The 23,473-nt window shown below is 75.2% G+C and carries 21 protein-coding genes; 11 read left to right on the top strand and 10 right to left on the bottom strand.

Translation table 11 applies throughout. The features are described 5' to 3' along the window. Nucleotides 1–3 precede the first annotated feature (3 nt). The 4 genes from ABZ881_RS02375 to ABZ881_RS02360 form a co-directional block, all read right to left on the bottom strand. Nucleotides 4–1,083, bottom strand: a complete 1,080-nt coding sequence (locus ABZ881_RS02375; RefSeq protein ID WP_358481167.1) for an ATP-binding cassette domain-containing protein — start codon at nucleotides 1,081–1,083, stop codon at nucleotides 4–6. A 98-nt stretch (nucleotides 1,084–1,181) separates the two neighbouring features. Then, nucleotides 1,182–4,010, bottom strand: a complete 2,829-nt coding sequence (locus ABZ881_RS02370; protein WP_358481165.1) for an EAL domain-containing protein — start codon at nucleotides 4,008–4,010, stop codon at nucleotides 1,182–1,184. Between the two features lie 311 nt (nucleotides 4,011–4,321). Continuing rightward, nucleotides 4,322–5,500: a malic enzyme-like NAD(P)-binding protein gene (locus ABZ881_RS02365; protein WP_358481163.1), complete on the bottom strand. Its 1,179-nt coding sequence runs from the start codon at nucleotides 5,498–5,500 to the stop codon at nucleotides 4,322–4,324. A gap of 253 nt (nucleotides 5,501–5,753) precedes the next feature. Next, entirely contained in the window at nucleotides 5,754–6,845 is a 1,092-nt protein-coding gene (locus ABZ881_RS02360) for a serine protease (protein WP_358481162.1), read from the bottom strand. A gap of 171 nt (nucleotides 6,846–7,016) precedes the next feature. On the opposite strand from ABZ881_RS02360, the gene ABZ881_RS02355 reads away from it, so the two are divergent. Next, nucleotides 7,017–7,631: a histidine phosphatase family protein gene (locus tag ABZ881_RS02355; protein ID WP_358481161.1), complete on the top strand. Its 615-nt coding sequence runs from the start codon at nucleotides 7,017–7,019 to the stop codon at nucleotides 7,629–7,631. Next, the gene (locus ABZ881_RS02350; protein ID WP_358481159.1) at nucleotides 7,628–8,113 is read left to right on the top strand and encodes a GNAT family N-acetyltransferase; all 486 of its coding nucleotides are present in this window, start codon (nucleotides 7,628–7,630) and stop codon (nucleotides 8,111–8,113) included. Before ABZ881_RS02355 ends, ABZ881_RS02350 begins: the two co-directional genes overlap by 4 nt. Here the strand turns inward: ABZ881_RS02350 and ABZ881_RS02345 are convergent. Next, a complete protein-coding gene (locus tag ABZ881_RS02345) occupies nucleotides 8,110–8,538 on the bottom strand; it encodes a hypothetical protein (RefSeq protein ID WP_358481158.1) in 429 nt (142 codons plus the stop codon). The two genes, ABZ881_RS02350 and ABZ881_RS02345, sit on opposite strands and share 4 nt — an antisense overlap. Nucleotides 8,539–8,606: 68 nt before the next feature. Here ABZ881_RS02345 and ABZ881_RS02340 point away from each other — a divergent pair, with 68 nt between their 5' ends. Beyond that, a complete protein-coding gene (locus tag ABZ881_RS02340; RefSeq protein ID WP_344029664.1) occupies nucleotides 8,607–9,557 on the top strand; it encodes a diacylglycerol kinase family protein in 951 nt (316 codons plus the stop codon). A 432-nt stretch (nucleotides 9,558–9,989) separates the two neighbouring features. Beyond that, entirely contained in the window at nucleotides 9,990–10,241 is a 252-nt protein-coding gene (locus tag ABZ881_RS02335; RefSeq protein ID WP_043277332.1) for a WhiB family transcriptional regulator, read from the top strand. Between the two features lie 310 nt (nucleotides 10,242–10,551). Here ABZ881_RS02335 and ABZ881_RS02330 read toward each other — a convergent pair whose 3' ends face one another. The 3 genes from ABZ881_RS02330 to ABZ881_RS02320 form a co-directional block, all read right to left on the bottom strand. Then, nucleotides 10,552–12,078: a histidine kinase N-terminal domain-containing protein gene (locus ABZ881_RS02330; RefSeq protein ID WP_344029659.1), complete on the bottom strand. Its 1,527-nt coding sequence runs from the start codon at nucleotides 12,076–12,078 to the stop codon at nucleotides 10,552–10,554. Nucleotides 12,079–12,321: 243 nt separating this feature from the next. Next, the gene (gene rsrA / locus ABZ881_RS02325) at nucleotides 12,322–12,690 is read right to left on the bottom strand and encodes a mycothiol system anti-sigma-R factor (protein WP_344029656.1); all 369 of its coding nucleotides are present in this window, start codon (nucleotides 12,688–12,690) and stop codon (nucleotides 12,322–12,324) included. Further along, nucleotides 12,687–13,367, bottom strand: a complete 681-nt coding sequence (locus ABZ881_RS02320) for a sigma-70 family RNA polymerase sigma factor (RefSeq protein ID WP_344029654.1) — start codon at nucleotides 13,365–13,367, stop codon at nucleotides 12,687–12,689. The genes rsrA and ABZ881_RS02320 overlap by 4 nt, the downstream gene beginning before the upstream one ends. Before the next feature lie 234 nt (nucleotides 13,368–13,601). Here ABZ881_RS02320 and ybaK point away from each other — a divergent pair, with 234 nt between their 5' ends. The 4 genes from ybaK to ABZ881_RS02300 all read left to right on the top strand — a co-directional run bounded on the left by ybaK (nucleotide 13,602) and on the right by ABZ881_RS02300 (nucleotide 18,828). After that, the gene (gene ybaK / locus ABZ881_RS02315; RefSeq protein WP_358481157.1) at nucleotides 13,602–14,081 is read left to right on the top strand and encodes a Cys-tRNA(Pro) deacylase; all 480 of its coding nucleotides are present in this window, start codon (nucleotides 13,602–13,604) and stop codon (nucleotides 14,079–14,081) included. Between the two features lie 85 nt (nucleotides 14,082–14,166). After that, a complete protein-coding gene (locus tag ABZ881_RS02310; RefSeq protein ID WP_358481156.1) occupies nucleotides 14,167–14,970 on the top strand; it encodes an SAM-dependent methyltransferase in 804 nt (267 codons plus the stop codon). 43 nt (nucleotides 14,971–15,013) lie between these two features. Then, a complete protein-coding gene (locus ABZ881_RS02305; protein ID WP_358481154.1) occupies nucleotides 15,014–17,257 on the top strand; it encodes an EAL domain-containing protein in 2,244 nt (747 codons plus the stop codon). A gap of 143 nt (nucleotides 17,258–17,400) precedes the next feature. After that, nucleotides 17,401–18,828: a gluconate:H+ symporter gene (locus ABZ881_RS02300; protein WP_358481152.1), complete on the top strand. Its 1,428-nt coding sequence runs from the start codon at nucleotides 17,401–17,403 to the stop codon at nucleotides 18,826–18,828. A 13-nt stretch (nucleotides 18,829–18,841) separates the two neighbouring features. Here ABZ881_RS02300 and ABZ881_RS02295 read toward each other — a convergent pair whose 3' ends face one another. Both ABZ881_RS02295 and ABZ881_RS02290 read right to left on the bottom strand, forming a co-directional pair. Then, on the bottom strand, nucleotides 18,842–19,453 hold the full coding sequence (locus tag ABZ881_RS02295; protein ID WP_358481150.1) for an alpha/beta family hydrolase: 612 nt from the start codon (nucleotides 19,451–19,453) through the stop codon (nucleotides 18,842–18,844). Beyond that, nucleotides 19,450–20,277 (bottom strand): SOS response-associated peptidase, encoded by an 828-nt coding sequence (locus ABZ881_RS02290; RefSeq protein WP_358481148.1) that lies wholly within the window; start codon nucleotides 20,275–20,277, stop codon nucleotides 19,450–19,452. The genes ABZ881_RS02295 and ABZ881_RS02290 overlap by 4 nt, the downstream gene beginning before the upstream one ends. 35 nt (nucleotides 20,278–20,312) lie before the next feature. On the opposite strand from ABZ881_RS02290, the gene aroA reads away from it, so the two are divergent. From aroA to ABZ881_RS02275, 3 genes are read left to right on the top strand one after another with little or no spacing between them, the layout of a single operon-like run. Beyond that, nucleotides 20,313–21,608: a 3-phosphoshikimate 1-carboxyvinyltransferase gene (gene aroA / locus ABZ881_RS02285; protein WP_358481147.1), complete on the top strand. Its 1,296-nt coding sequence runs from the start codon at nucleotides 20,313–20,315 to the stop codon at nucleotides 21,606–21,608. Nucleotides 21,609–21,610: 2 nt separating this feature from the next. After that, nucleotides 21,611–22,621: a ribosome small subunit-dependent GTPase A gene (gene rsgA / locus ABZ881_RS02280; RefSeq protein WP_358481144.1), complete on the top strand. Its 1,011-nt coding sequence runs from the start codon at nucleotides 21,611–21,613 to the stop codon at nucleotides 22,619–22,621. Nucleotides 22,622–22,641: 20 nt separating this feature from the next. Continuing rightward, nucleotides 22,642–23,472, top strand: coding sequence for a hypothetical protein (locus ABZ881_RS02275; RefSeq protein WP_358481142.1), 831 nt, complete (start codon nucleotides 22,642–22,644; stop codon nucleotides 23,470–23,472). Nucleotide 23,473 lies beyond the last annotated feature (1 nt).

Raw genomic sequence — 23,473 nt, 5'->3', positions numbered from 1 at the left:
CCCCTACGCGGCGGAGTCGTCGCGGGCGGCGGGCAGCGCGGCCAGCACCGCGTCGGCGGTCACCGACCCGGCGACCCGGCCGTCGGCGTCGACCGCGACGCCCTGCCCGGACGGCGAGGACAGCGCCGCGTCCAGCGCGCCGCGCAGCGAGCCGGAGCCGACCGCGTACAGCGAGCCGCCGGGGACGATCCCGTCCTCGGTGACGACGCCGTCGCCCGCCTCGACCCAGCCCAGCGGCCGGCCGGTGTCGTCCAGCACGACCGCCCAGCCCGAGCCGGGCCGCGGGTCGCCGACCGAGACCATGTCGAGGGTGCCGAGCGGGATCGCCTCGGAGGTGAGGAAGCCCAGGCCCCGGTAGCCGCGGTCGCGTCCGACGAAGGTGTCGACGAAGTCGTCGACCGGGCGGGACAGCAGCACGCCCGGCTCGTCGTACTGGGCGAGCCGGCCGCCGACCCGGAACACCGCCACCCGGTCGCCCAGCTTGATCGCCTCGTCGATGTCGTGGGTGACGAACACGATCGTCTTGCCGAGCTCGGACTGCAGCCGCAGCAGCTCCTCCTGCAGGCTCTCCCGGACCACCGGGTCGACCGCGGAGAACGGCTCGTCCATCAGCAGCACCGGCGGATCGGCGGCGAGCGCGCGGGCCACACCGACCCGCTGCTGCTGGCCGCCGGAGAGTTGGCTCGGGTAGCGGCCGGCCATCGCGGTGTCCAGGCCGACCGTCTCCATCAGCTCCATCGCCCGGCCCCGGGCGGCCCGCCGGCCGGTGCCCAGCAGCATCGGCACGGTCGCGATGTTGTCCACCACGGTCCGGTGCGGGAACAGCCCGGCCTGCTGGATGACGTAGCCGATGCCGCGGCGCAGCTCGGCCGGATCGGCGGCCAGAACGTCCTGCCCGTCGACCCGGAGCTCGCCGGAGGTCGGCTCGACCATCCGGTTGATCATCCGTAGCGAGGTGGTCTTGCCGCAGCCGGACGGCCCGACGAACACCGTGATCCGCCCCTGCTCGGCCACCAGGTCCAGCTCGTCGACGGCGACCGTACCGTCCGGAAAGCGTTTCGTGACGCCCCGGAACTCGATCATCGCGGGCTCCCCCTGCCCCCGGCGGCCGCCCGGCCGGCAGCCGCCTGTTGCGGGCACGGTATCCCGGACCACCGACAGCGGCGACCGCTCCCGGCGGCCTACCAGGCGCCGGGGGTGCCGCCGGGCGGGGTTCCGGTGGTGGCGGGGGTCGGGAGCCCGCCGCCGCGCAGCACTCGGTGCAGGTCCTCCGGGCGCAGCGAGCGGGCGAACAGCCAGCCCTGGAACGCGTTCACCCCGAGCCCGCGCAGCACGTGGAACTGCTCGGCGGTCTCGACGCCCTCGGCGACGGTGGCGCGGCCCATCGCCCTGGCCACCTCGACGACGGCGCGGGCCAGCGCGAAGTCGGCCGGGTCGGTGCCGACGCCGGTGACGAACGCGCGGTCCACCTTGACCGTCTGCGCCGGCAGCTCCTTGAGCCGGGCCAGCGAGGAGTAGCCGGTGCCGAAGTCGTCCACGGCGAAGCGGACGCCGCGGCGCACCAGCTCGCTCATCGCGTCCAGCGCCGGGCGCGGCAGCGCGACCAGGCTGGTCTCGACCAGCTCCAGGACCAGCTGGTCCCAGCCCAGCCCGGACGACTCGACGACGGCGGTCACCTCGTCGAGGAAGGCCGGGTCGGCGGGCAGCAGGCCGGCCAGGTTCACCGCGACGGCGATCCGCTGGCCGTGCCGCGGCCAGGTGGCGGCCTCGGCGGCGGCGGTGCGCAGCACCCACAGGTCGAGATCGCGCTGCAGGCCGCTGCGCTGCGCGACCGGCAGGAACTCGCCCGGCGAGACCTCCCCGTGCACCGGGTGCGACCAGCGCAGCAGCGCCTCGGCGGACAGCACGGTGCCGTCCGGCGCGACGACCGGCTGGTACTCCAGGCGCAGCGCGTCGGACTCGATGGCGGCGCGCAGCTCCGCCTCCAGCTCCAGCTGCCGGCAGGCCGGGCCGACGGTGCCGCGATCGGCGATCGCGACGGTGCCGCGGCCGCGCTGCTTGGCCTGCTGCACGGTGACCTCGGCGGAGCGCAGCAGGTCGTCGCCGCGCGGCGGGTGCGGCCCGGCGGGCACCGCGTCCGGGGTGGCGACCCCGACCGAGGCGGTCAGCGTGACCGGCCGCCCGCCGACGGTGACGGTGCCGCGCAGCAGCTCCGCGACGGTCGCGCCGAGCGCCTGCGGGCCGCCCGCGGCGTCGACGTCGGAGCAGACGACGGCGAACTCGTCGGCGGACAGCCGGCCCGCCGTGCACAGCGGCGGGAGATCGCGCTGCAGCCGGCCGGCGAGCTCGACCAGCAGGGCGTCGCCGTCGGAGTGCCCGAGGCCGGTGTTGACCCGGGCGAAGTCGTCGACGTCGCCGACGACCACCGCGACCCGTCCGGCGTCCGGACCGGCCAGCGCCCGGTCGGCCACCTCGAGCAGGCCCGCCCGGTTCGGCAACCGGGTCAGCGGGTCGACGGTGTTCGCCTCGCGCAGCACGTCGGCGGCGCGCCGGCGCTCGCCCACGTCGGTGACCACGAGCAGCCAGAACGGCCTGCCGTCGTCGGACGGGGCCGCGTTGACGACGACCTCGCAGTCCACCCGGGTGCCGTCAGCGCGCAGCAGCGGCAGCGAGTCGATCCGGTAGGTCGACTCCGGGTCGGACGGCGCGCGCAGCCAGTCCGGCAGGCCGTTGCGGTCGCCGGACTGCGGCTCCGCGGACAGGCTGCGGGCCGGGACGCCGCGCAGCGTCTCCAGGTCGGCGTCGAGCAGCCGGCACAGCGCCGGATTGGCGTCGACGATCCGGCCGCGGCCGTCGAGCATCGCGACGCCGGTGGTGATGGTGGCGACCAGCTCGGCGAACCGCTGGCCGGAGCGCTGCGCGCGGGACTCGGCGCGCCGCCGGTCGGTGACGTCCTGCACGGTGCCGATCAGCCGCAGCGGCGCGCCGCCGGGGGTCCGGTCGATCCGGGTCCGGCAGGACAACACCGCGCCGCCCTCGGGCCGGATCTCCGAGGAGTGCGCGGGACGGCTCGCGGTCGACAGCTCCTCCGGGCCGCGGCGCAGCAGCCGGCAGACCCGCTCGACCTGCTCGCCCTCGATCGGCCCGTCGACGCCGTCCGGGCGCACGCCCAGCGAGCGGTACAGCTCGACCAGGCCCTCGCTGCGGGTGAGCGTGCCGGCCTGCAGGTCGAAGGTCCAGGTGCCGGACCGGGTGGCGCGCTCCAGGTCCAGCGCGGGTGCCTCGTCGGACGGGGCCGCCGTCGCGTCCGGGAACGCGGTGAGCAGCACGACGGTCCGGTTGCCCGGCTGCGGCCAGCGGACCACCTTCACCCGGGCCAGCCTGCGGTCGGCGCGGACCAGGCGGGCGTCGGAGTCGGGGCCGACCAGCAGCTGCGGCAGCTTCATCCCGGTCGGGTCGGCCGACCCGGCGAGGCGGCGCAGCGCGGCGTTGGTGTGCAGCACGATCCCGGCGGCGTCGCAGAGCAGCGCGGGCGACGGCGGGAGCTGCACCGCCGAGTGGTCGGCCGGGTCGGGCCTGCCGTCCGGGGCCGCGGCGGGCGGCTGCGGGCGGCGGGCGGTGGGCGAGGGCCGCGGGGTCGGGCGGGGCCTGCCGAACGGCGGCTCACCGAACCCGGCGCCGGCGACGCCCGGGGCGTCCGTGCCGGCCGGCCCGTCGAACGGGGCGGCGGGATCCGGGCCCGGGCCGGGATCGGCGGCCGGCACGTCGGCGACCGGCACGTCGGCGGAATCGGCGTACGGGCCGCGGTCCGGCGCGGGGCGCACCCGGCCGGCCCGGCCGCCGCCCGGACCGGCGAAGGCCCGTGCGAGGTCACCGGCCAGCCCGGCGGGCCGGTCCGCGTCGCGGGTCGCCCGGGACGTCGGCTCGACCGGGTCGACACCCGGTTCGCCGGCGACATCCTGGGACGCACCACCCGGACGATGTCCCGCCCGCGGTTCCACCTCGGCCACGCCGGCCTCCGTTCCGTTCGGCAGCTCCACCCGCTCAACGAGATACCGGGCCGGGCGATCCGCCCTGGTAGCCCGATCGAGCGACCCTGCACAGCGGGTAATGCCGCCGATCGGACCAATCCGACCGGCCCGTCACCGGCGCAGCGTTGATGACCGGGTGTTTGGTCACGCCGAAGGGATCCGTCTGTTCGGCGAGCGGTGGCAACGAACTTGACCTACAGTGAACAACCGCTCACAGCGGGGCGTGCCGTTCGGCGCAGCGACCGTACGTGCACGCTGCGTGACCCGATTGCCCGGTGCCGACGGCCGGTTCAGCGGGCCCCGTCGTCGGCGACGGCGGCCCGGGCGACGGCCGCCGCCACCGCGGGCGCCACCCGCGGGTCGAACGGCCCGGGGACGATGCTGGTCGGCGACAGCTCGTCGGCGACCACGTCGGCGATCGCCGTCGCCGCGGCCACCTTCATGCGGTCGGTGATCCGCCGGGCGTTCGCGTCCAGCGCCCCGCGGAAGATCCCCGGGAACGCCAGCACGTTGTTGATCTGGTTCGGGAAGTCGCTGCGCCCGGTCGCGACGATCGCCGCGTGCCGCGCGGCGACGTCCGGGTGCACCTCGGGATCGGGGTTGGACAGCGCGAACACCATCGCCTCCGTAGCCATCGTGGCCAGCAGGTCCTCCGGCAGGGTGGCGCTGGACAGGCCGACGAAGACGTCCGCACCGGCGAGCGCCTCGGCGATCCCGCCGGTCACCGCGCGCGGGTTCGTCAGCGCGGCCAGCTCCGCCTTCACCCCGCCGCGGGCGGCGTCGACGATCCCGCGGGAGTCGAGCAGCACCACGTCCGACGCTCCGGCCGCGAGCAGGATCCGGGCGCAGGCGATCCCGGCGGCGCCCGCGCCGGAGATGACGATCCGCAGGTCGCGCAGCGCACGGTCCTGCACCCGGCAGGCACCGTTCAGCGCCGCCAGCAGGACCACGGCGGTGCCGTGCTGGTCGTCGTGCATCACCGGGCAGTCCAGCGCCTCGATCAGCCGACGCTCCAGCTCGAAGCAGCGCGGCGCCGCGACGTCCTCCAGGTTGACCGCGCCGAAGGTGGGCCGCAGCCGGACCAGCGTCTCGACGATCTCGTCGACGTCGGTGGTGTCGAGCACCAGCGGGATCGAGTCCAGCCCGGCGAACGACTTGAACAGCGCCGACTTGCCCTCCATCACCGGCAGCGACGCGCGCGGGCCGATGTCGCCGAGCCCGAGCACAGCGGTGCCGTCGCTGACCACGGCGACCAGCCGGTGCGCCCAGGTGTAGCGGGCGGCGAGGGCCGCGTCGTCGGCGATCGCCCGGCACACGTCCGCGACCCCGGGCGTGTAGGCGATGGACAGATCGCGGGCGTCGGCCAGCGGTGCGGTCAGACCGGTCGCCAGCTTGCCGCCCTCGTGCGCGCCGAACACCTCGTCCCGCGCGGGGGCGGTGGTTCCGGGCCGGTCCTGGGCGAGCGTCATCGAAGACTCCATACGTGAGGTACATGAGCGGCGCCGGAGCGGGTGGCGCCTGCCGTTGCACCGGGGGTCGCGGGGTCGTCGACCTGCTCTCGGTGCCGGACGGCCATCCCGGCGGCCGGGGCCGGATGCGGCCCCGCGCCGGGACACGGCTGTCGGGTCTGGGCCGGAGTCTAACCGGGACACCGGCGGGTTCCGCGCGTCCCGCGCCGCCGGAGTGGGCATGGGCACAGGACGCGCGTACGGCGCCGCCGGTTCAGCGCAGCGGCACCGGCCGCGCCTCGGGCAGCGGCCGCTCCGGGACGGCCGGCAGCTCGGTCAGCGGCGTCCCGCGCGGGGCGAACCCGGCGGTGCCCGGGACCAGCTCGACCGGCCCCAGCGTGCCGAACGCGGCGGCGTAGCCGAGCGCCTGGGCGATGTCGGTGACCCCGTTCGTCGCAGTCGGCAGCATCAGGCTGGACAGCACCCCGAACGCGCGTCCCTGCGCGTCGAGGTAGCCGGCGCCGGAATCCCCCGGCACGCCCGGCGGGAGCGTGGCGACGACGTGCGTGCGCGGGCCCTCCGGCCTGCCGAACGACACGCCCTGCTTGAACGGCGTCGGCGCGGCCTGGTTCGGCTGGTAGCTGTAGACCCGGTCACCGCCCGCGGTGCCCGCCGTGTTCAGCCCGGACGGGCCGCCGAAGCCGGGCACCGTCGGGTCGGCGACCGCCGCGGCGGACGGGCCGAGCTCGATCAGCGCGAAGTCGTTGTAGAGGCAGAGCTGCGGGTCGCGCTCCCCGCGCTCCTGCATCACCGCCCACGAGTTGTAGGCGACCCGGCCGCTGTGCACGGTGCCGTCCCGGCCGACGATCCCGACCTCGGTGCCGTGCGGCTGCACCGGCTCCACGCAGCCGTCGACCGAGGACCGCGCGCTCTCCGCCACCATGCAGTGGGCGGCCGTGCCGAGGTAGAGCGCCCCGGCCGGGACGCGTCGGTGCACCGGCCCGTCGTCGTCGCGCTGCCCGTCGGCCGCCCCGGCCGCGGTGAAGAGGAAGTTGGCGGTGCACAGCTCCGCCCCGCCGGCCACCGGGGTGGCGATCTGCACGCCCGGGCCGATCCCGGCGCCGGCCGGCTGCGCCGCCGGAACCGCCGGACCGGACGGCGCGGACTGCGCGGCCGGGAGAACGACCGCCGGGACCGCGGCGAGCGGGACCGCGGCAGCCACACCGGCAGCGACCGGCGGTGCGGCACCCGCACCGGCGCCGGCCGGATCGGCGGCGGCCGCGCCGAACGCGGCGGCGAGGACCAGGCCGGCGGCGGTGCCGAGCCCGGCGATCCGCCGGGCGGCCCGGCGGCGGTGCTGCGACATGTCACTCCTCGGGAACGGACGGGACCGGCCCCATCTCATCGGACCGACCGGCCGCGCCGGGCCGTCGCCACGGCCGACGACCCGGTCGGGTGGGACACCGACCCGTCCGGGTGACCCGGGGCCATGCGCGGACGACCGCGAGGGCCCGCCGGACGGGTAGCGTCGGCGACCGTGAGCGACGACGCCCCCCGCGGCCGGATCCTGCTGCTCCGGCACGGCGAGACCGAGTGGTCCCGGACCGGGCGGCACACCGGGCGGACCGACATCGGGCTCACCGACGACGGCCGGGACGCCGCCTGTGCGGTGCGCGACGCGCTGGCCCTGGTCCGGCACGCCGCGCCGCCGGCCCGGGTCCTCTGTTCCCCGCGCACGCGCGCGCGGGACACGGCCGCGCTCGCCGGGCTCACCGTGGACGCGATCGACGACCGGCTCGCCGAGTGGGACTACGGCGACGCCGAGGGCCGCACCACCCCGCAGATCCGCGAGACGCTGCCCGGCTGGACCATCTGGGACGGCCCGTGGCCGGGCGGCGAGACGCCGGACGACGTGTGCCGGCGGGCCGACGCCGTGCTGGCCGAGGCGCGCGCCCTGCTCGACGGCGGCGACGTCGTCCTGGTCGGGCACGGCCACTTCTCGCGGGTGCTGACCGCGCGCTGGATCGGCCTGCCCGCCACCGGCGGGGTGCACGTCGCGATGGACCCGGCCGGGGTGACGGTCCTCGGCTTCGAGCGCGGCGTCCCGCGGCTGGACCACGTCAACCAGCGCCCGACCCGGGGCCCGCGGTGAGCGGGGTCCGGGCGGCCGGGCCCGGCGACGTCGCGGCCGTCGTGGCGCTGGTGCACGAGCTCGCCGGGTACGAGAAGGCCGCCGACGAGTGCCGGCTCACCGACGACCGGCTGCACGCCGCGCTGTTCGGCCCGGACCCGTCGGCCGCCGCGCTGGTCGCCACCACCGCCGACGGCGCGGTGGTCGGCACCGCGATCTGGTTCCGCACCTTCTCCACCTGGGAGGGGGTCGCCGGGATGCACCTGGAGGACCTCTACGTCCGCCCGGCGCACCGCGGCGAGGGGCACGGCCTGCGGCTGCTCGCCGCGCTCGCCGCGGAGTGCACCCGGCGCGGCTGGGCCAGGCTGGAGTGGAACGTCCTGGACTGGAACGAACCGGCGATCGGCTTCTACCGCGCGATCGGCGCCGGGCCGAACGACGGCTGGACCACCTACCGGCTCACCGGCGGCCCGCTCGCGGCGCTCGCCGGCCGGGCCGGCTAAGAACCGGGCCCGTCCTCGCCGAGCGCCCAGCGCTTGGACTGCTCGCTGATCAGCAGCATGAAGGTGAGCACCACGTACAGCCCGCAGACGATGCCCCACAACAGCTGCCGGGACGGCCCGAGCAGGCTGTAGACGACCGGCAGCAGCAGCAGCTGCACCACGATCGCCGGGGTGCGGCAGCCGTGCAGGCCGCGGACCAGGCCGTAGCCGATGCCGACGACGGCGCCGCCCATCAGCAGGAAGATCCCGGACTCGGCGAGGCCGTAGTACAGCCGGGGGCCACCCGCCTCGAACGCCCGCAGGCCCAGCACGACGGCCACCACCACGCCGACCACGCCCTGCACGGCCACCAGCAGGCCGGACACCTTCACGTTCTCCGGCACGCGCGGCGCGGCGGGGACGTCGTTGCGCTGCTCCTCGGCCACGGCTCCGAGGATAGGCAGCACGCACCCGCCCGGACCCGCCGGGCGGCGGTGGTCGTTACAGTCGGCCCGTGCGCGCGCTGCTCGTGGTCAACCCGCAGGCCACGTCGACGACGGCGGCCGGCCGGGACGTGCTGACCAAGGCGCTGGCCAGCGAGCTCAAGCTGGACGTGCTGCAGACCCGCTACCGGGGGCACGCCGCGGAGGCCACCGCGGCTGCCGTCGCCGACGGGGTCGAGCTGGTGGTGGCGCTCGGCGGCGACGGCACCGTCAACGAGGTCGTCAACGGGCTGCTCGCCGCGCAGACCGGCACCGGGAGCGGCCCGCCCCGGCCGGACCCGGACGCCACCGCGATGCTGGCCGTGGTGCCCGGCGGCTCGGCGAACGTGTTCGCCCGCGCCCTGGAGATGCCGCGCGACCCGGTCGAGGCGACCGGCCACGTGCTGACCGCGCTCGCCGCCCGGCGGCGCCGGCTGGTCGGCCTCGGCCACGCCGACGACCGGTGGTTCACCTTCAACGCGGGCATGGGCTGGGACGCCGAGGTGGTCGCCGCCGTCGAGCGGGCCAGGGCGCAGGGGTACGAGGCCAGCCCCGGCCGGTACGCGATCACCGCGATCGGGCAGTACCTGGCCCAGCTGCACCGGCCACCGTCGATGACGGTGCAGATCCCGGGGGCCGCGCCGCTGGGCGGGGTGCGGCTGGCGTTCGTCTCGAACACCGACCCGTGGACCTACCTGTCGGGCCGCGCGGTCCGGACGAACCCCCGCTCGTCGTTCGGCAGCGGGCTCGGGCTGTTCGCGCTGACCGGCCTGGGGCCCAGGACGATCGCGACGACGCTGCGTCAGATGCTGGCTGCCGACGGTGACCCGCACGGCAGGCACGTCGTGCGCCACGACGCCGTCCCCCAGGTCAGGATCACCTCCGATCGGCCGCTGGCGCTGCAGCTCGACGGCGACCACCTGGGCGAGCGGACCGACGTGGAATTCCTGAGCGTGCCGGGAGCGTTACGCGTCGTCGTGTGAGATGGGCAGTTCGTCGCGCCCCGTGCGGGCGCTCTCACACGCCGGAGTGAGCAACCCCGCCATTCACCGATGTGAGCGGACCGTCGGTCCCGTTGGGGCTTACACCAGCCCAAACCGGTGATCCAAGGTGGTCCCTACGCAAGCGGGAGGCCCCGGGCAACGCCGCCAGGGGGTGTCGGGTACTACACGGGATTCGGGTGGCCGTTTCCGTGTCGGACAGGGACACTGGTTCACAGGAACCGGCCCGCGGCTGAAAAGTTCGGGGCACAGGTCTGTCGTGCGCGAGCGGCTATGAGGCCACTCACGTATCCGATGAGCAGTTTCCCGTTGAGGACCGCCGGAGCTCGTGAAAGTATTCACAAGCTCCGAAACACGGACGTAACAGATGACGATCGGCGCGACCCCGATCGCGCACCAGAGGAGAAAGCAATCATGGACTGGCGTCACGACGCGATCTGCCGCGACGAGGACCCGGAGCTCTTCTTCCCCGTCGGCACCAGCGGCCCCGCCCTGATGCAGATCGCCGAGGCGAAGAGCGTGTGCCGGCGTTGCCCGGTCACCGAGTCGTGCCTGCAGTGGGCTCTCGAGTCCGGGCAGGACGCGGGTGTCTGGGGCGGCATGAGCGAGGACGAGCGGCGCGCCCTGAAGCGGCGCAGCACCCGCCCGCGCGCCCGCACCGCCTGATCGCACGGATCGAAGAAGTAGAGAAGTAGCTCCCCGACCTCGGGCCCGTAGCCGGACGCCACCGGCCACGGGCCCGAGGTGCGTTCGGGGTGATCTGCCACCCCGCGTGACCTGTCCACCACGGTGCCGGCGCGACCACGGCACCGGGATCAACGGTCACGGGTCGAGGGTATCCGGTGCCGCCAGGGGGCCCGCTCACGCCCCGGGTCACCCGCAGTGACCGAAGCGGTCACCCGGCGCACCGGACCGACCGCCCGGGGACGATCCGGCCCGCGACCGTTGCGACCACCGGGCCCGGACGTGCTGCCGCTCAGCCGCCGCCCAGCGGCAGCCGGATCAGCGCCACCGTCCCGCCGCCGTCCCGCGCGGAGACGGTGATCGTCGCCTCCAGCTCCGAGCTCAGCAGCGTGCGCACGATCTGCAGGCCCAGGCCCTTCGACTGCTCGAAGTCGAAGTCGGCGGGCATCCCGTGCCCGTCGTCGGCCACCGACACCTCGAGCCGGCTCGCCGACCGTCGCGGGCTGACCACCACCTCACCGGCGACGCCCGGGTCGTAGGCGTGCGCCAGCGCGTTGTGCACAAGCTCGGCCAGCACCAGCACCAGCGGGGTGGCCTTGGCCGCGGGCAGCGCGCCGAACCCGGCGTCCACCCGGACCCGGGCCCGCGACTCGGTGGTCGCGCCGTCCCGGATGGCGGGCAGCACCTTCGGCAGCAGCTCGTCGAGCTCGACGACCTCGGCCACCGAGTAGGCCAGCGCCTCGTGCACCAGCGCGATCGAGGTGACCCGGCGGACCGACTCCTCGAGCGCCCGGCTGGCCTCCGGGTGCTCGCTGCGCCGGGCCTGCAGCCGGAGCAGCGCCGCGACGGTCTGCAGGTTGTTCTTCACCCGGTGGTGGATCTCCCGGATGGTGGCGTCCTTGGACATCAGCGCCGCGTCCCGGCGGCGCAGGTCGGTGACGTCGCGGACCAGCACCAGCGCGCCGGCGGCGTCGCCGCGCGGGCGCAGCGGCAGCGCGCGGACCAGCATCGTCGCCCGCCTGCCCTTGATCTCCATCCGGCTCGACGGGATGCCGGCCAGCGCGTCGGCGATCCGGGCGGCGACGTCCTTGGCGTCGAACGGGTCGAGCACCAGCGCCCTGGTCACCGCGGTCAGGTCGGCCCCGGCGACGTCGCTGGCGTGACCCATCCTGTGGTACGCCGACAACGCGTTGGGGCTGGCGTAGGCGACGTTGCCGTGCGCGTCCAGCCGGACCAGGCCGTCACCGGCGCGCGGGCTGCCCTCCGCGCTGCCGGGCGGCCCGGACTGCGGCGGGAAGGTGCCGTCCACGATCATCTGGCACAGGTCCGACGCGCTGCCCAGGTAGGCGATCTCCAGCGGGGAGGGCACCCGGGGGGTCGACAGGTTCGTGTCCCGGGACAGCACCGCGACGGTGCGGCCGTGGTAGCGGACCGGGATGGTCTCCCGGCGCACCGGCACCTCCAGGTGCCAGCGCGGGTCGTCGTCCCGGCAGATCCGGCCCTCCAGCACCGCCCGGCGCAGCTGGCCGACCTCCACCGGGGCGGCCCGGCGGCCGACGACGTCGTCCGGGTGCGCGGTGGGTGCGGTGGTCGGCCGGGCCTGGGCCACGCACAGGAACTGGGCGGTGGACGTCCGCGACGATCCCTCGGCGGTGAAGTCGGTGGCCGCGTGCAGGTCGTCCAGCGGCACCCACAGCAGGAAGTCGGCGAACGACATGTCGGCGAGCAGCTGCCACTCCCCCACCACCCGCTGGAGGTGGTCGGCGGTCTCGCCGTCCATCGTCGTGTGCTCGGCGAGCAGCTGGCTGAGCGTGGTCACGGTCGCCCATCCCACCACATGCGAGAATCACGGCCACGAGCTCCCGCGGCACCGCCGCGGAACCGTGACCCCTGAGGAGAGGAGGGCCGATCATGTCGAAGCGTGCCCGCAAGCGCCGCGACCGCGGCAAGAAGAAGGCGAACCACGGCAAGAAGCCGAACACCTGAGTCGCCGTCCGAACGTGCGAAGGGCGGGTACCGGTCCCGGTACCCGCCCTTCGTGCGTGCTGGGCTCACGCCGCGCTCAGCCCTCGCGCCGGTACTCCGTGCGCCGCCGGGACACCGACACGCTGGTGCCCTCCGGGCCGGACTCGACCCGCACCTGCGCCTGCTCCAGCACCGCCGAGCGGATCTGGGTGCGGAGCCGGTCCTTCAGGGCCTCCGGCGCCGACTCCCCGCCGCACTTGCGGGCCAGCAGGGCCTTCAGCTTCTCGTCGATGCCGTACTCGGCCAGGCAGGGTGCGCACTCGTCGAGATGGTGCTGCAGCAGCCGCCTGCGCTCCTGGTCGCACTCGCGGTCCAGGAACAGCCACACCTCCGCGAGCACCTCGCTGCAGCCTGCGGTGTCACCGGCCAGCGGGTTGCGCTCGGCGGGAACCTCCTCGGCGCTCACGACGCCGTCACCTCCTGGCTGCCCGCCCCGCGCACGAAACCGCGGTCGCGGGCGACATCGGTCAGCATGTCCCGCAGCTGGCGCCTGCCCCGGTGCAGCCGGGACATCACGGTGCCGATCGGGGTGCCCATGATCTCGGCGATCTCCTTGTAGGCGAACCCCTCGACATCGGCCAGGTACACGGCCATCCGGAAGTCCTCCGGCAGCGCCGAGAGGGCCTCCTTCACGTCGTCGTCGGGCAGCGCGTCCATCGCCTCGACCTCGGCCGAGCGCAGGCCGGTGGACGTGTGCTCGCCCGCCTGGGCCAGCTGGTAGTCCGTGATCTCGTCGGTCGGCGCCTGCAGCGGCTGGCGCTGACGCTTGCGGTACCCGTTGATGTAGGTGTTGGTCAGGATCCGGTACAGCCAGGCCTTCAGGTTCGTCCCGCGGCGGAACGAGCCGAAGGCCGAGTAGGCCTTCAGGAACGTCTCCTGCACCAGGTCCTCGGCGTCGGCCGGGTTCCGGGTCATCCGCAGCGCGGCACCGTAGAGCTGGTCCAGCAGCGGCATCGCGTCCCGCTCGAAGCGGGCGGTGCGCTCCTCGACCGTCTCGTCCTCCGGCGCCCGGTTGCCCTCGGCATCGGCGGTGCCGACCTGCTCGACCGGCTCGTTCCCGGACCGATCCGGCTGTTCTGACAAGGGTCCCCTCTCCAGTGACACGGGCCGCGCGCCGGTGCGGGTCACCGGCGCGGCGGTCGTGTCGGAGGGTACGCGTCCCCACCGGTTCCGTCCGGCCTCGGACGCCCGGGGGGCCTCCATCACTGCTGTCGTCACACCACCGGGAACGTCACGCGCCGGAACGGCATTCCCGTAGGTTGCCCGCGACGGCCGCGGCGGGCGGGGCCGTCGGCGAGCGCGGGAGGTCAGGCGGACATGGCGGGCAGGGGCACCCCGGCGACGGCGTTGCTGGTGCGACGCGGGATCAGGCACCGGGTGCACAGCTACACCCACGACGACCGGGAGACCGGGTACGGCCCGGAGGCTGCCCGGGCGATGGGCCAGGACCCGGACCGGGTGTTCAAGACGCTCGTCGCCGTCGTCGACGGCGCCATGACGGTCGGGATCGTGCCGGTGTCGGCGCAGCTCGACCTGAAGGCGCTGGCCGCGGCGGTGGGCGGCAAGCGGGCGGCGATGGCCGAGATCGCCGACGCCGAGCGGACCACCGGCTACGTGGCGGGCGGGATCTCGCCGCTCGGCCAGCGCAAGCGCCTGCCCACCGTGCTCGACGCGTCGGCGGCCGGGTTCGGCACGATCTACTGCTCCGGCGGCCGGCGTGGGCTGGAGATCGAGCTCGCCCCGGACGACCTGGTGTCACTCACCGGGGCCGCTGTCGCCACGATCGCGCTGTACTGAGCGGCGCGTGCCCCCTCAGGGCGCCGTCCGGCCAGTAGGGTCCCTCTTGGTCGAAAGACGTCGAATCCGTTGCGGGGAGCACAGAATGGACAGGCCGGCGTGGGCACCCGACGAGGTGGACATGAACCGTCCCAGCGTCGCCCGGGTCTACGACTACTACCTCGGCGGCTCGCACAACTTCGAGGCCGACCGACGGTTCGCCGAGCAGATCCTCGGCGTGCTGCCGGAGATGGCGTCGGTCGCCCAGGCGAACCGGGCGTTCCTGCGCCGGGCCGTGCGCCACCTGTGCGCGCAGGGGGTGACCCAGTTCCTCGATCTCGGCTCGGGCATCCCGACCGCGGGCAACGTGCACGAGATCGCGGCCGCCGAGATCCCGGACGCCCGGGTGCTCTACGTCGACAACGACCCGATCGCGGTGGTGCACAGCCGGGCCCTGCTCGACGCCGACGACCGCACCGAGGTGCTCGCCGCCGACCTGACCGACCCGGCCAAGGTGCTGGACAACCCGCTGACCCGCTCGCACCTCGACTTCTCCCGGCCGATCGCGGTGCTGCTGGTGTCGGTGCTGCACTTCGTGCCCGACGAGGCCCGCCCGGCCGAGGTCGTGCGCACCTACCTGGGCGCGGCACCCCCGGGCAGCTACCTGGTGATCAGCCACGCGACCGCGGAGGGCGGGCACGCGGGCGCGGACGAGGCGCAGAGCATCTACAACCGGGACCGCTCGCCCAACGCGATGCGGATGCGCTCCACCGAGGAGGTCACCGCGCTGTTCGGCGACCTGGAGCTGCTGGAGCCCGGCGTCGTCCGGATCCCGCTGTGGCGGCCGGAGTCCCCGGTCGGGCCGGAGGTCCAGCGCTATCCGGGGCTGGCCGGCGTGGCACGCCGCTGAGTTCGCCCGACCGGCGACACGACATGCAGGACAGGAGGCCGACGTGGGCGATGCCGCACCGGCGGGCACGGGCGAGGTCCGGCCCGACCAGGGCGTGGAGCGGCTGACCGACGCCTGGGTCGCCGCGATCCACGCCCGTGGGTTCGTCTCGGCCGGGCGGGCCGAGCTGCGCTCCGTGCTGGCCGGTGCCGCCTACTGGATCGCCGCCGTCGTCGACGGGCGGGCCGAGATCGAGACCGCCCGGGAGATCGGCGCCGAGCTGATCTCCGCGCATCTGACCGACACGGCGGCGCTGCGCTGCTCGCTGGACGTGCTGGCCACCCACTTCGCCGACCGGATCGCCGATCCGGTCCGGCTGCGCCGTTTCACCGCCGCGGTCGGCGCACTGTCCGCGGGCTACGCGCGGACCCTGCAGCAGCGGACCCGCACCGAGCAGGAGCGGATCAGCGCGGCCGCGTTCGCCGCCCGCGGCGCCGCGGAGGACGCCCGGTGGCGCTCGGAGGCCCGCTACGGCGCGGTGTTCGAACACGCGGTGCTCGGGATCAGCGTGTCCGACGCGGGCGGGCAGATCCTGGAGGCGAATCGGGCGCTCGCCGAGATGCTCGGGTACCCGCCGGACGAGATCGTCGGGCGCTCGGTCTTCGAGTTCATCCATCCCGAGGACACCCCCGAGATGTGGCCGAAGATCCAGGCCATGCTGGCCGGCCGGGTCGGCCACGTCCGGATGGAGAAGGCGTACTTCGGCAAGGACGAGCGGCAGGTCTGGACCGAGCTGGTCGTCTCGCTGATCCGGGACCGCGACGGCGCCCCGCGCTACCTGGTCGCGATGGTCGCCGACGTCACCGAGCGGCACCTGCTGCAGTCCCGGCTGCAGCACCAGGCCGAGCACGACCCGCTCACCGGGCTGCCGAACCGGGCGCTGTTCTTCCGCAGGCTCACCACCGCGCTGGAGGCGCTGGACCCCGGCGGCGCCACGGTCGGCGTCTGTTACCTGGACCTGGACGGCTTCAAGGCGGTCAACGACACCCTCGGGCACGACGCGGGCGACCAGCTGCTCACCGCGGTCGCGCACCGCATGCAGGCCGAGCTCGGGAGCCTCGGGCACACCGTCGCCCGGATGGGCGGCGACGAGTTCGTCGTGCTCATCGAGCAGTGCACCGGCCCGGAGCAGCTGACCGCGGTCGCCCAGCAGGCGCTGGAGACCGTCCGGCGGCCGGTGTCGCTGCGCGGCCGCGAGATCGTGGTGTCCGCCAGCATCGGCATCGTGTCCTGGCCGGTGCCGGCCTGCGACGGCGATCCCGCCCCGCGCGACGACGGCGCCGCGGCGCTGATGCAGGCCGCGGACACCACCATGTACTGGGCCAAGCGCGACGGGCGGGACCGGATCGCCGCGTTCGACCCGCAGCGGCACCGGCACGACGTGCACCTGTTCGAGCTGGCCGGCCGGATGCCCGGCGCGCTGGAGCGCGGCGAGTTCGACCTGGAGTACCAGCCGCTGGTGTCGTTCGCCGACGGCCGGGTCACCGGGGTCGAGGCGCTGGCCCGGTGGCGGGCGGCCGACGGCGAGAAGCTGGGGCCGGACCTGTTCATCCCGCTGGCCGAGCAGACCGGCCTGATCGTCCCGCTCGGCCTGTACCTGCTGCGCCGGGCCTGCTCCGACGCCCGCGCCTGGGCCGACGCCGATCCGGCGCGCCGGTTCGTGCTCAGCGTCAACGTGGCAGGCCGCCAGCTCCGCCAGGACGACGCCGTGCAGCGGATCGTGGAGATCCTCGGCGAGACCGGGTGGCCGGCCAGGGCGCTGCAGCTGGAGCTGACCGAGAGCGACCTGATGTCCGCGGGCGGGCAGCCGATCGCGGCCCTGGAGGAGCTGTCCCGGCTCGGCGTGCGGATCGCGATCGACGACTTCGGCACCGGCTACTCGAACCTGGCGTACCTGCACCGGCTGCCGGTCGACGTGCTGAAGCTCGCCGGGTCGTTCGTCTCGGCGAAGGGCCCGATGCCGGCCCGGGCGGACCGGCATCCCGGCCGCGACCTGGACAGCCCGGTCGTGCTGTCGGCGATGATCGAGCTCGCGCACAGCCTCGGGCTGGAGGTGGTCGCCGAGTCGGTGGAGACCGCCGAGCAGGCATCCCGGCTGCGGTCGCTGGGTTGTGACATCGGCCAGGGCTGGTACCTCTCGGCGCCGCTGCACCCGGCGGACGTCCCCCGGGCACTGGACCGGCGCACCCCGGTCATGCACCGTCAGCTCCCGGACCGCCGAACGGACCAGCAGGGATCGTCCGATTGATTGACAGGCTCGTTGATATCAACGAGCCTCGGTGACGGAAACGCACGATGGTGGCGTCCACCGTCACCATCGGTGAGCGTCCGAACGGTCGGCCGCACGGCGACCACTCCGCTCGACGACGAACGGAAGGACTCGCCACCATCATGAGCGTCGTCGCCCTCATCGGCATCGCGGTCGCGGCGGTCGCGCTGCTGCTCGCGCTGATCATCTGGCTGAAGGTCCCGGCGTTCCTGGCGCTGCTGATCGTCGCGGTCGCGACCGCGCTCGCCGGCGGGATGGCCCCGGCCGACATCATGCCCACGGTCATCGAGGGCATGGGCAGCACGCTCGGCAACGTCGCGCTCCTGGTCGGGTTGGGCGCGATGCTCGGCGCCGTCGTCGAGAAGACCGGCGGTGCCCGGATCCTCGCCGAGCGCTTCACCCGGCGGCTCGGGCCGGAGCGGGTGGGTCCGGCACTGCTCGTCGTCTCCTCGATCGTGGTCATCCCGATCTTCTTCGACGTCGCCTACATCATCCTGCTGCCCATCCTGTTCAGCTTCGCCAAGGCGGCGGGACAGGTCTCACCGGTCATCGTCGGCATCCCGGTCGGCGGGATCATGGCCCTGATCCACGGTCTCGTCCCGCCGCATCCCGGGATCACCGGTGGCGCAACGCTGCTCGACGCCGACGTCGGCCTGGTCGTGCTCGTCGGGCTCGGGGTCTGCGTGCCGCTCGGGGTGCAGGCCTACTACGTCGGCCGGTTGATGTTCGCCCGGCGCGAGTTCCGGGTGGACACCGACGTCCAGCGCAGGTTCGACGGGTCGGCCGGGGCCGCACCCGTCCGGCCGGACGACGACCCGGCCGGGGACAGCGCCGACTTGACCGCCGACACGACCGCCGACACCGGGCGCGACGGCGGACCGGGACCGTTCACGGTCGCCGCGATGATCCTCGTCCCGGTGGTACTGATCGCGATCGGCACGGTCAGCGAGCTGGTGCTGGCGAAGGGATCGACGCTGCACGGCGTCACCTCACTGGCCGGCGCCCCGGCCTTCGCACTGCTGTTCGCCGTCGTCCTCAGCAGCCTCGTGCTCGGCGTCCGGCACGGCTGGTCGATGGACCGGCTCGGCTCGCTGATGAACGCCGCGCTGGCCCCGGCCGCCATCGTCGTGTTCGTCACCGGCGCCGGTGGGGTATTCGCGGAGGTGCTCTCGGAGAGCGGGATCGGCGACAGCGTCTCCGGCGTACTCGTCGAGTCCGGCGTGCCGGTCCTGCTGCTCGCGTTCCTGCTCGCCACGATCTTCCGGGTGGCCCAGGGATCGGCGACCGTCGCGACGCTGGCGGCCGCGGGCCTGGTGCAGTCGACGGTGGCCGCCGGAGACTTCACGAACCTGCAGGTCGTGCTCATCGTGCTGGCGATCGGCTGCGGGGCGTCGTCGCTGTCGCACGTCAACGACTCCGGGTTCTGGATCGTCACCCGCTTCCTCGGCCTCTCCGTCGCCGACGGCCTGCGCACCTGGACGGTGATGATGACGGTCCTCAGTTGGACCGGGATGCTGCTGGTGAGCGGACTGTGGCTGATCGTGTCCTGAGCCGGCCCGACGGTCAGCCGAGGATGCCGGCCAGCCAGTCGCGGACCGCCGCGGCCACACCGGCCGGGTCCTTCTTCAGGCCGTGGTCGCCGTCGAGCTGCACCACCCGGCGGCCGGGGCCGTCGTCCGGGATCCCGAACCGGTCGCTGCGGCCCTGCACGACGAGCACCGGCACCCCGGCGCCGGCCATCTCCGGCAGCCGGCTCCGCTCCGGCCGGCCCGGCGGGTGCAGCGGGAACGCCAGGCACAGCACGGCGGACGCGCCGGTGGCCGCGGCGGTGCGGCAGGCCACCCGGGCGCCGGAGCTACGTCCGCCCTGGACCAGCGGCAGGTCGCCGCGGACCGCGGCGGCGACCGCCAGCCACGCCTCGTCGAGGTGCCCGGCCGGGGCCGGGGCGCGCCGGCCCGCCACCCGGTAGGGCTGCTCGACCAGCCCGACGTCGAACCCGGCGCCGGTGGCCGCACCGGTCGCGGCCACCAGGTCGGGTGCGTCGACGCCGCCGCCGGCGCCGTGCCCGAGCAGCAGCAGGCCGCGCGGCGCGCCGGACGCCGCCGGATGCCGGGTCACCCGGGCCGGGCCGCGCGGGGTGTCGATCTCCTCGACGGTGCCGCCGGTCCCGCTCACGAGAGCAGGTCGAGCTGGATCGGTTCCCGCACCTGGTCGGCGGGCAGCTCAGCCAGCAGCTCGGGGCCGTTGTTGCGGACGCTGTTGACCTGCGACGACACCGGCCGGATCGCCAGCATCGCGACCAGCTCCGGGGCGGGCGGGGTGAGCAGCGCGGCGACCGGCCCGTCGGCCACCGAGGCGTCCGGGTCCAGCCAGGCGTCCCAGTCGCCGGGGGCGAGCACCAGCGGCATCCGGTCGTGCACCTGGCCGAGCGGGCCGACCGCCTCGGTGGTGAGCACGCAGGCGGTCACCAGGCCGTCCGGGTACTTCTCGAGAAGATCGCCGCCGGCGTCCGGCTTCGGACGCCAGAACTCCCAGATCCCGGCCATCGCCAGGGTCGCGCCGTCGGCGTAGCCGGTGAAGTAGGGCTGCTTGGTCGGCTTGCCCGAACCGCCCTCCGCCTTCGGCACGGCGTCCCGGCGCTGCCACTCGTACCAGCCGTCGGCCGGGAACAGGCAGCGCCGGGAGGCGACGGCGCGGCGGAACGCGGGCTTCTCGGTGACCGTCTCGGAGCGGGCGTTCACCATCCGGGCGCCCGCCGAGGGGTCCTTCGCCCAGAACGGCACCAGGCCCCACCGGACGGTGCGCAGCGACCGCTCGGTGACGGCCGGATCGGGCTCGCCGTCGTCGTCGCGCGGGTGCCGCTGCACGACGACGGTGATGTCCTTGGTCGGCGCGACGTTGTAGTCCGGCCGCTGCGACGACTCCGCCGTGGCGTCCACGGCGTGGAACTCGTCGGCCAGGTCGGCGGGGGCCTTCGTGGAGGCGTAACGGCCGCACATGCGTCCCATCCTCCCACGTGGGGAAAGATGGGACCGTGAGCTCCTGGTCCGCACCCACACCCGCCGCCCCGGTGACCGGCACCGTCTCGGTGCCCGGCTCGAAGTCGGTCACCAACCGGGCGCTGCTGCTCGCCGGGCTGTCCGGCGGCGCCTGCCGGGTCGACGGCGCCCCACCGACCCGCGACACCACCCTGATGACCGGCGCGCTGACCGCGCTCGGCGTGCCCGTCACCACCGAGGGCGACACGGTGCGGACCGGCGCGCACGGCGGGCTGCGCGGCGGCACGCCCGAGTTCCCGGCGCAGGTCGACTGCGGGCTCGCAGGGACGGTCATGCGGTTCGTCCCGCCGGCCGCGGCGACCGCGCGCGGCGCGGTGCGGTTCGACGGCGACCCGCGCGCCCGGGAGCGCCCGATGGGCATCGTGCTCGGCGCGCTGCGCACCCTCGGCGCCCGGATCGAGGGGGACGCGCTGCCGTTCCGGCTCGACGGCGACCGGCCGGCCCGCGGCGGCGAGGTCACGATCGACGCGTCGGCGTCGTCCCAATTCGTGTCCGGGCTGCTGCTCTCCGGCGCCCTGTTCGAGCGCGGGGTGACGGTCCGGCACGCCGGCCCGCCGGTGCCGTCGCTGCCGCACATCGCGATGACCGTCGACATGCTGCGGACGGCCGGCGTCACCGTGCACGACGACGAGCCGGACATCTGGCGGGTGGAGCCCGGCCCGGTCGCGGTGCGGGACTGGGCGATCGAGCCGGACCTGTCGAACGCCGCGGTGTTCCTGGCGGCGGCCGCCGTGACCGGCGGCCGGGTGACGGTGCGCGGCTGGCCGGCCGGGAGCACCCAGCCCGGCGCGCACGTGCTGCCGGTGCTGGAACGGTTCGGCGCCCGGATCGCGACCGGACCGGACGGGCTCACCGTCACCGGCCCGGACCGGCTGTCCGGGATCGACGTCGACCTGCGCGACGCCGGCGAGCTGGCCCCCACCGTCGCCGCGGTCGCCGCGCTGGCCGACGGGGTGTCCCGGCTGCGCGGCATCGGGCACCTGCGCGGCCACGAGACCGACCGGCTCGCCGCGCTCGCCACCGAGATCACCGCGCTCGGCGGCTCGGTCGCCGAGACCGACGACGGCCTGGTGATCGACCCGAAGCCGCTGGCCGGGCGGCCGGACCGGCCGTGGGGCGCCTACGCCGACCACCGGATGGCGACCGCGGGCGCGATCATCGGGCTGGTGGTGCCGGGCGTCGCGGTGGACGACATCAGCTGCACCGACAAGACGATCCCCGACTTCCCCGGCCGTTGGTCGGCGCTGCTCGGGATCGCCGAGGGGCGCTGAGGGTGCCCAGGCACGACCGGCTCGACGAGTCCGACGTCCGGGTCCGCCCGGGCCGGCGCGGGTCCCGCCCGCGCAGTAAGCGGCGCCCCGCGCACGCCGACGCGTCCCGGGCGATGGTCACCGCCGTCGACCGCGGCCGCTGGACGTGTGCCCCGGACTCCGATCCGGAGCGGCCGCCGGTGGTCGCGATGCGGGCCCGCGAGCTGGGCCGCACGCCGGTCGTCGTCGGGGACCGGGTGGACCTGGTCGGGGACCTGTCCGGGGAGCCGGACACGCTCGCCCGGATCGTGCGGGTCGCCGACCGGGACACGGTGCTGCGCCGCACCGCCGACGACAACGACCCCTACGAGCGGGTCGTCGTCGCGAACGCGCAGCGGTTGATCGTCGTCACCGCGGTGGCCGATCCGCCGCCGCGCACCGGGTTCGTCGACCGCTGCCTGGTCGCCGCCTACGCCGGCGGGCTGGAGCCGGTGCTGTGCCTGACCAAGTCCGATCTCACCGATCCGGAGCCGTTCGCCGCGCAGTACCGCGAGCTCGGGGTGCCGCTGGTCGTCACCGGGCGGTCCGCGGACGGCCCGCCGGCCGGCCTGGAGGACCTGCGGTCCGCGCTGACCGGTCGGTTGTGCGCGCTGGTCGGGCACTCCGGCGTCGGCAAGTCCACCCTGGTGAACGCGATCGTCCCGGCCGCCGACCAGGCCACCGGCCGGGTGTCCGGGGTAGGCAAGGGGCGGCACACCACCACCGCGGCGCTGGCCTTCCCGCACGCCGACGGCTGGGTCGTCGACACGCCGGGGATCCGCTCGTTCGGGCTGGCGCACGTCGGGCCGGACGACGTGGTCGCCGCGTTCGGCGACCTCGCCGCGGCGATCGACGACTGCCCGCGCGGCTGCGGGCACCTCGGGCCGCCCGCCGATCCGGAGTGCGCACTGGACGACCTGGTCGCCGCCGGATCGCTCGGCGGAGGCAGACTCGACGCGTTGCGCCGCATCCTCGTGGCGCTCAACCAGGGCTGATCATCAGGGGCGGAGGCGACGTGCCGGAACGGCGAGCGGCACCGTTGCTCGGTGCCGTCCTGCTCGGCGTCGCGCTGCTCACCGGACCGCTGACCGGGTGCGCCTGGCCCGGCTCGATGGGCTCCACCCCGCCGCCGCCGGCCACCGGCAGCACGCTGCCGAAGTACTACGACCCGGCGCCGCTGATCGCCGACGTCGGTGCCCGCACCCGATCCGACGGCGGCGCCGCGCTGGCCGTAGCCGGGACCCTGACCGACCAGGCCGGGCCGGTCCCGGTCACCGGCGAGGGCGCGGTCCGCTTCGTCCCGGAGGGCGGCGCGCCCGCGGTGCGCCTGGACCTGCGGGCCGGGCCGGAGGGCGCCCCGCCCGGCACCACCGGCGTCGTCCGGATCGGCGAGCGCACCTGGCTGCACCCGCAGGGCGCCGCGGACTGGGTGGAGCCCGGGATCGGGCCGATCGCGCCGGAGCAGGTCGCGGACGCCACCCTCGCCGCGAACGTCGCCGGCGGCGCCGATCCGCTGGCCGCGATCGCCCGCTACCCGGGGGCGGTGCTGGTCGCCGACGCCCGGGACACCGACGTCGACGGCGTCCCCGTCGTGCACTACACCCTGGTCGTCGACCTGGTCCGGGCGATCGCGGTGGAGACCGAGCCGGACCGCCTCGCGGCGCTCACCGCGCAGCAGCAGGCCGGGGTGACCCGGATCAGCACCGAGATCTGGCTGGACGCCGACCGGCGCCCGCTGCGGGCGCGGCTGCGCCAGCAGCTGCCCGACGCCGGCACCCTGGACCTGCTGCTGCGCTATCGCGACTGGGGCAGCCCGGTCACGATCGAGCCGCCGGTGCGGGGCTGAG

It is taken from the genome of Pseudonocardia sp. NPDC046786, from assembly GCF_040645415.1.
Lineage (GTDB): Bacteria > Actinomycetota > Actinomycetes > Mycobacteriales > Pseudonocardiaceae > Pseudonocardia > Pseudonocardia kongjuensis.
The sequence above is the reverse complement of the archived record's forward strand: the minus strand, read 5'-3'. Positions and strand labels throughout refer to the sequence as shown.

Coding starts and splice junctions, on each gene's coding strand:
- ABZ881_RS02335 (WP_043277332.1), top strand. CDS start 9,990: ATGGACTGGCGTCACGACGCGATCTGCCGCGACGAGGACCCGGAGCTC.
- ABZ881_RS02310 (WP_358481156.1), top strand. CDS start 14,167: ATGGACAGGCCGGCGTGGGCACCCGACGAGGTGGACATGAACCGTCCC.
- ABZ881_RS02360 (WP_358481162.1), bottom strand. CDS start 6,845: ATGTCGCAGCACCGCCGCCGGGCCGCCCGGCGGATCGCCGGGCTCGGC.
- ABZ881_RS02300 (WP_358481152.1), top strand. CDS start 17,401: ATGAGCGTCGTCGCCCTCATCGGCATCGCGGTCGCGGCGGTCGCGCTG.
- ABZ881_RS02365 (WP_358481163.1), bottom strand. CDS start 5,500: ATGACGCTCGCCCAGGACCGGCCCGGAACCACCGCCCCCGCGCGGGAC.
- ybaK (WP_358481157.1), top strand. CDS start 13,602: ATGGCGGGCAGGGGCACCCCGGCGACGGCGTTGCTGGTGCGACGCGGG.
- ABZ881_RS02375 (WP_358481167.1), bottom strand. CDS start 1,083: ATGATCGAGTTCCGGGGCGTCACGAAACGCTTTCCGGACGGTACGGTC.
- ABZ881_RS02290 (WP_358481148.1), bottom strand. CDS start 20,277: ATGTGCGGCCGTTACGCCTCCACGAAGGCCCCCGCCGACCTGGCCGAC.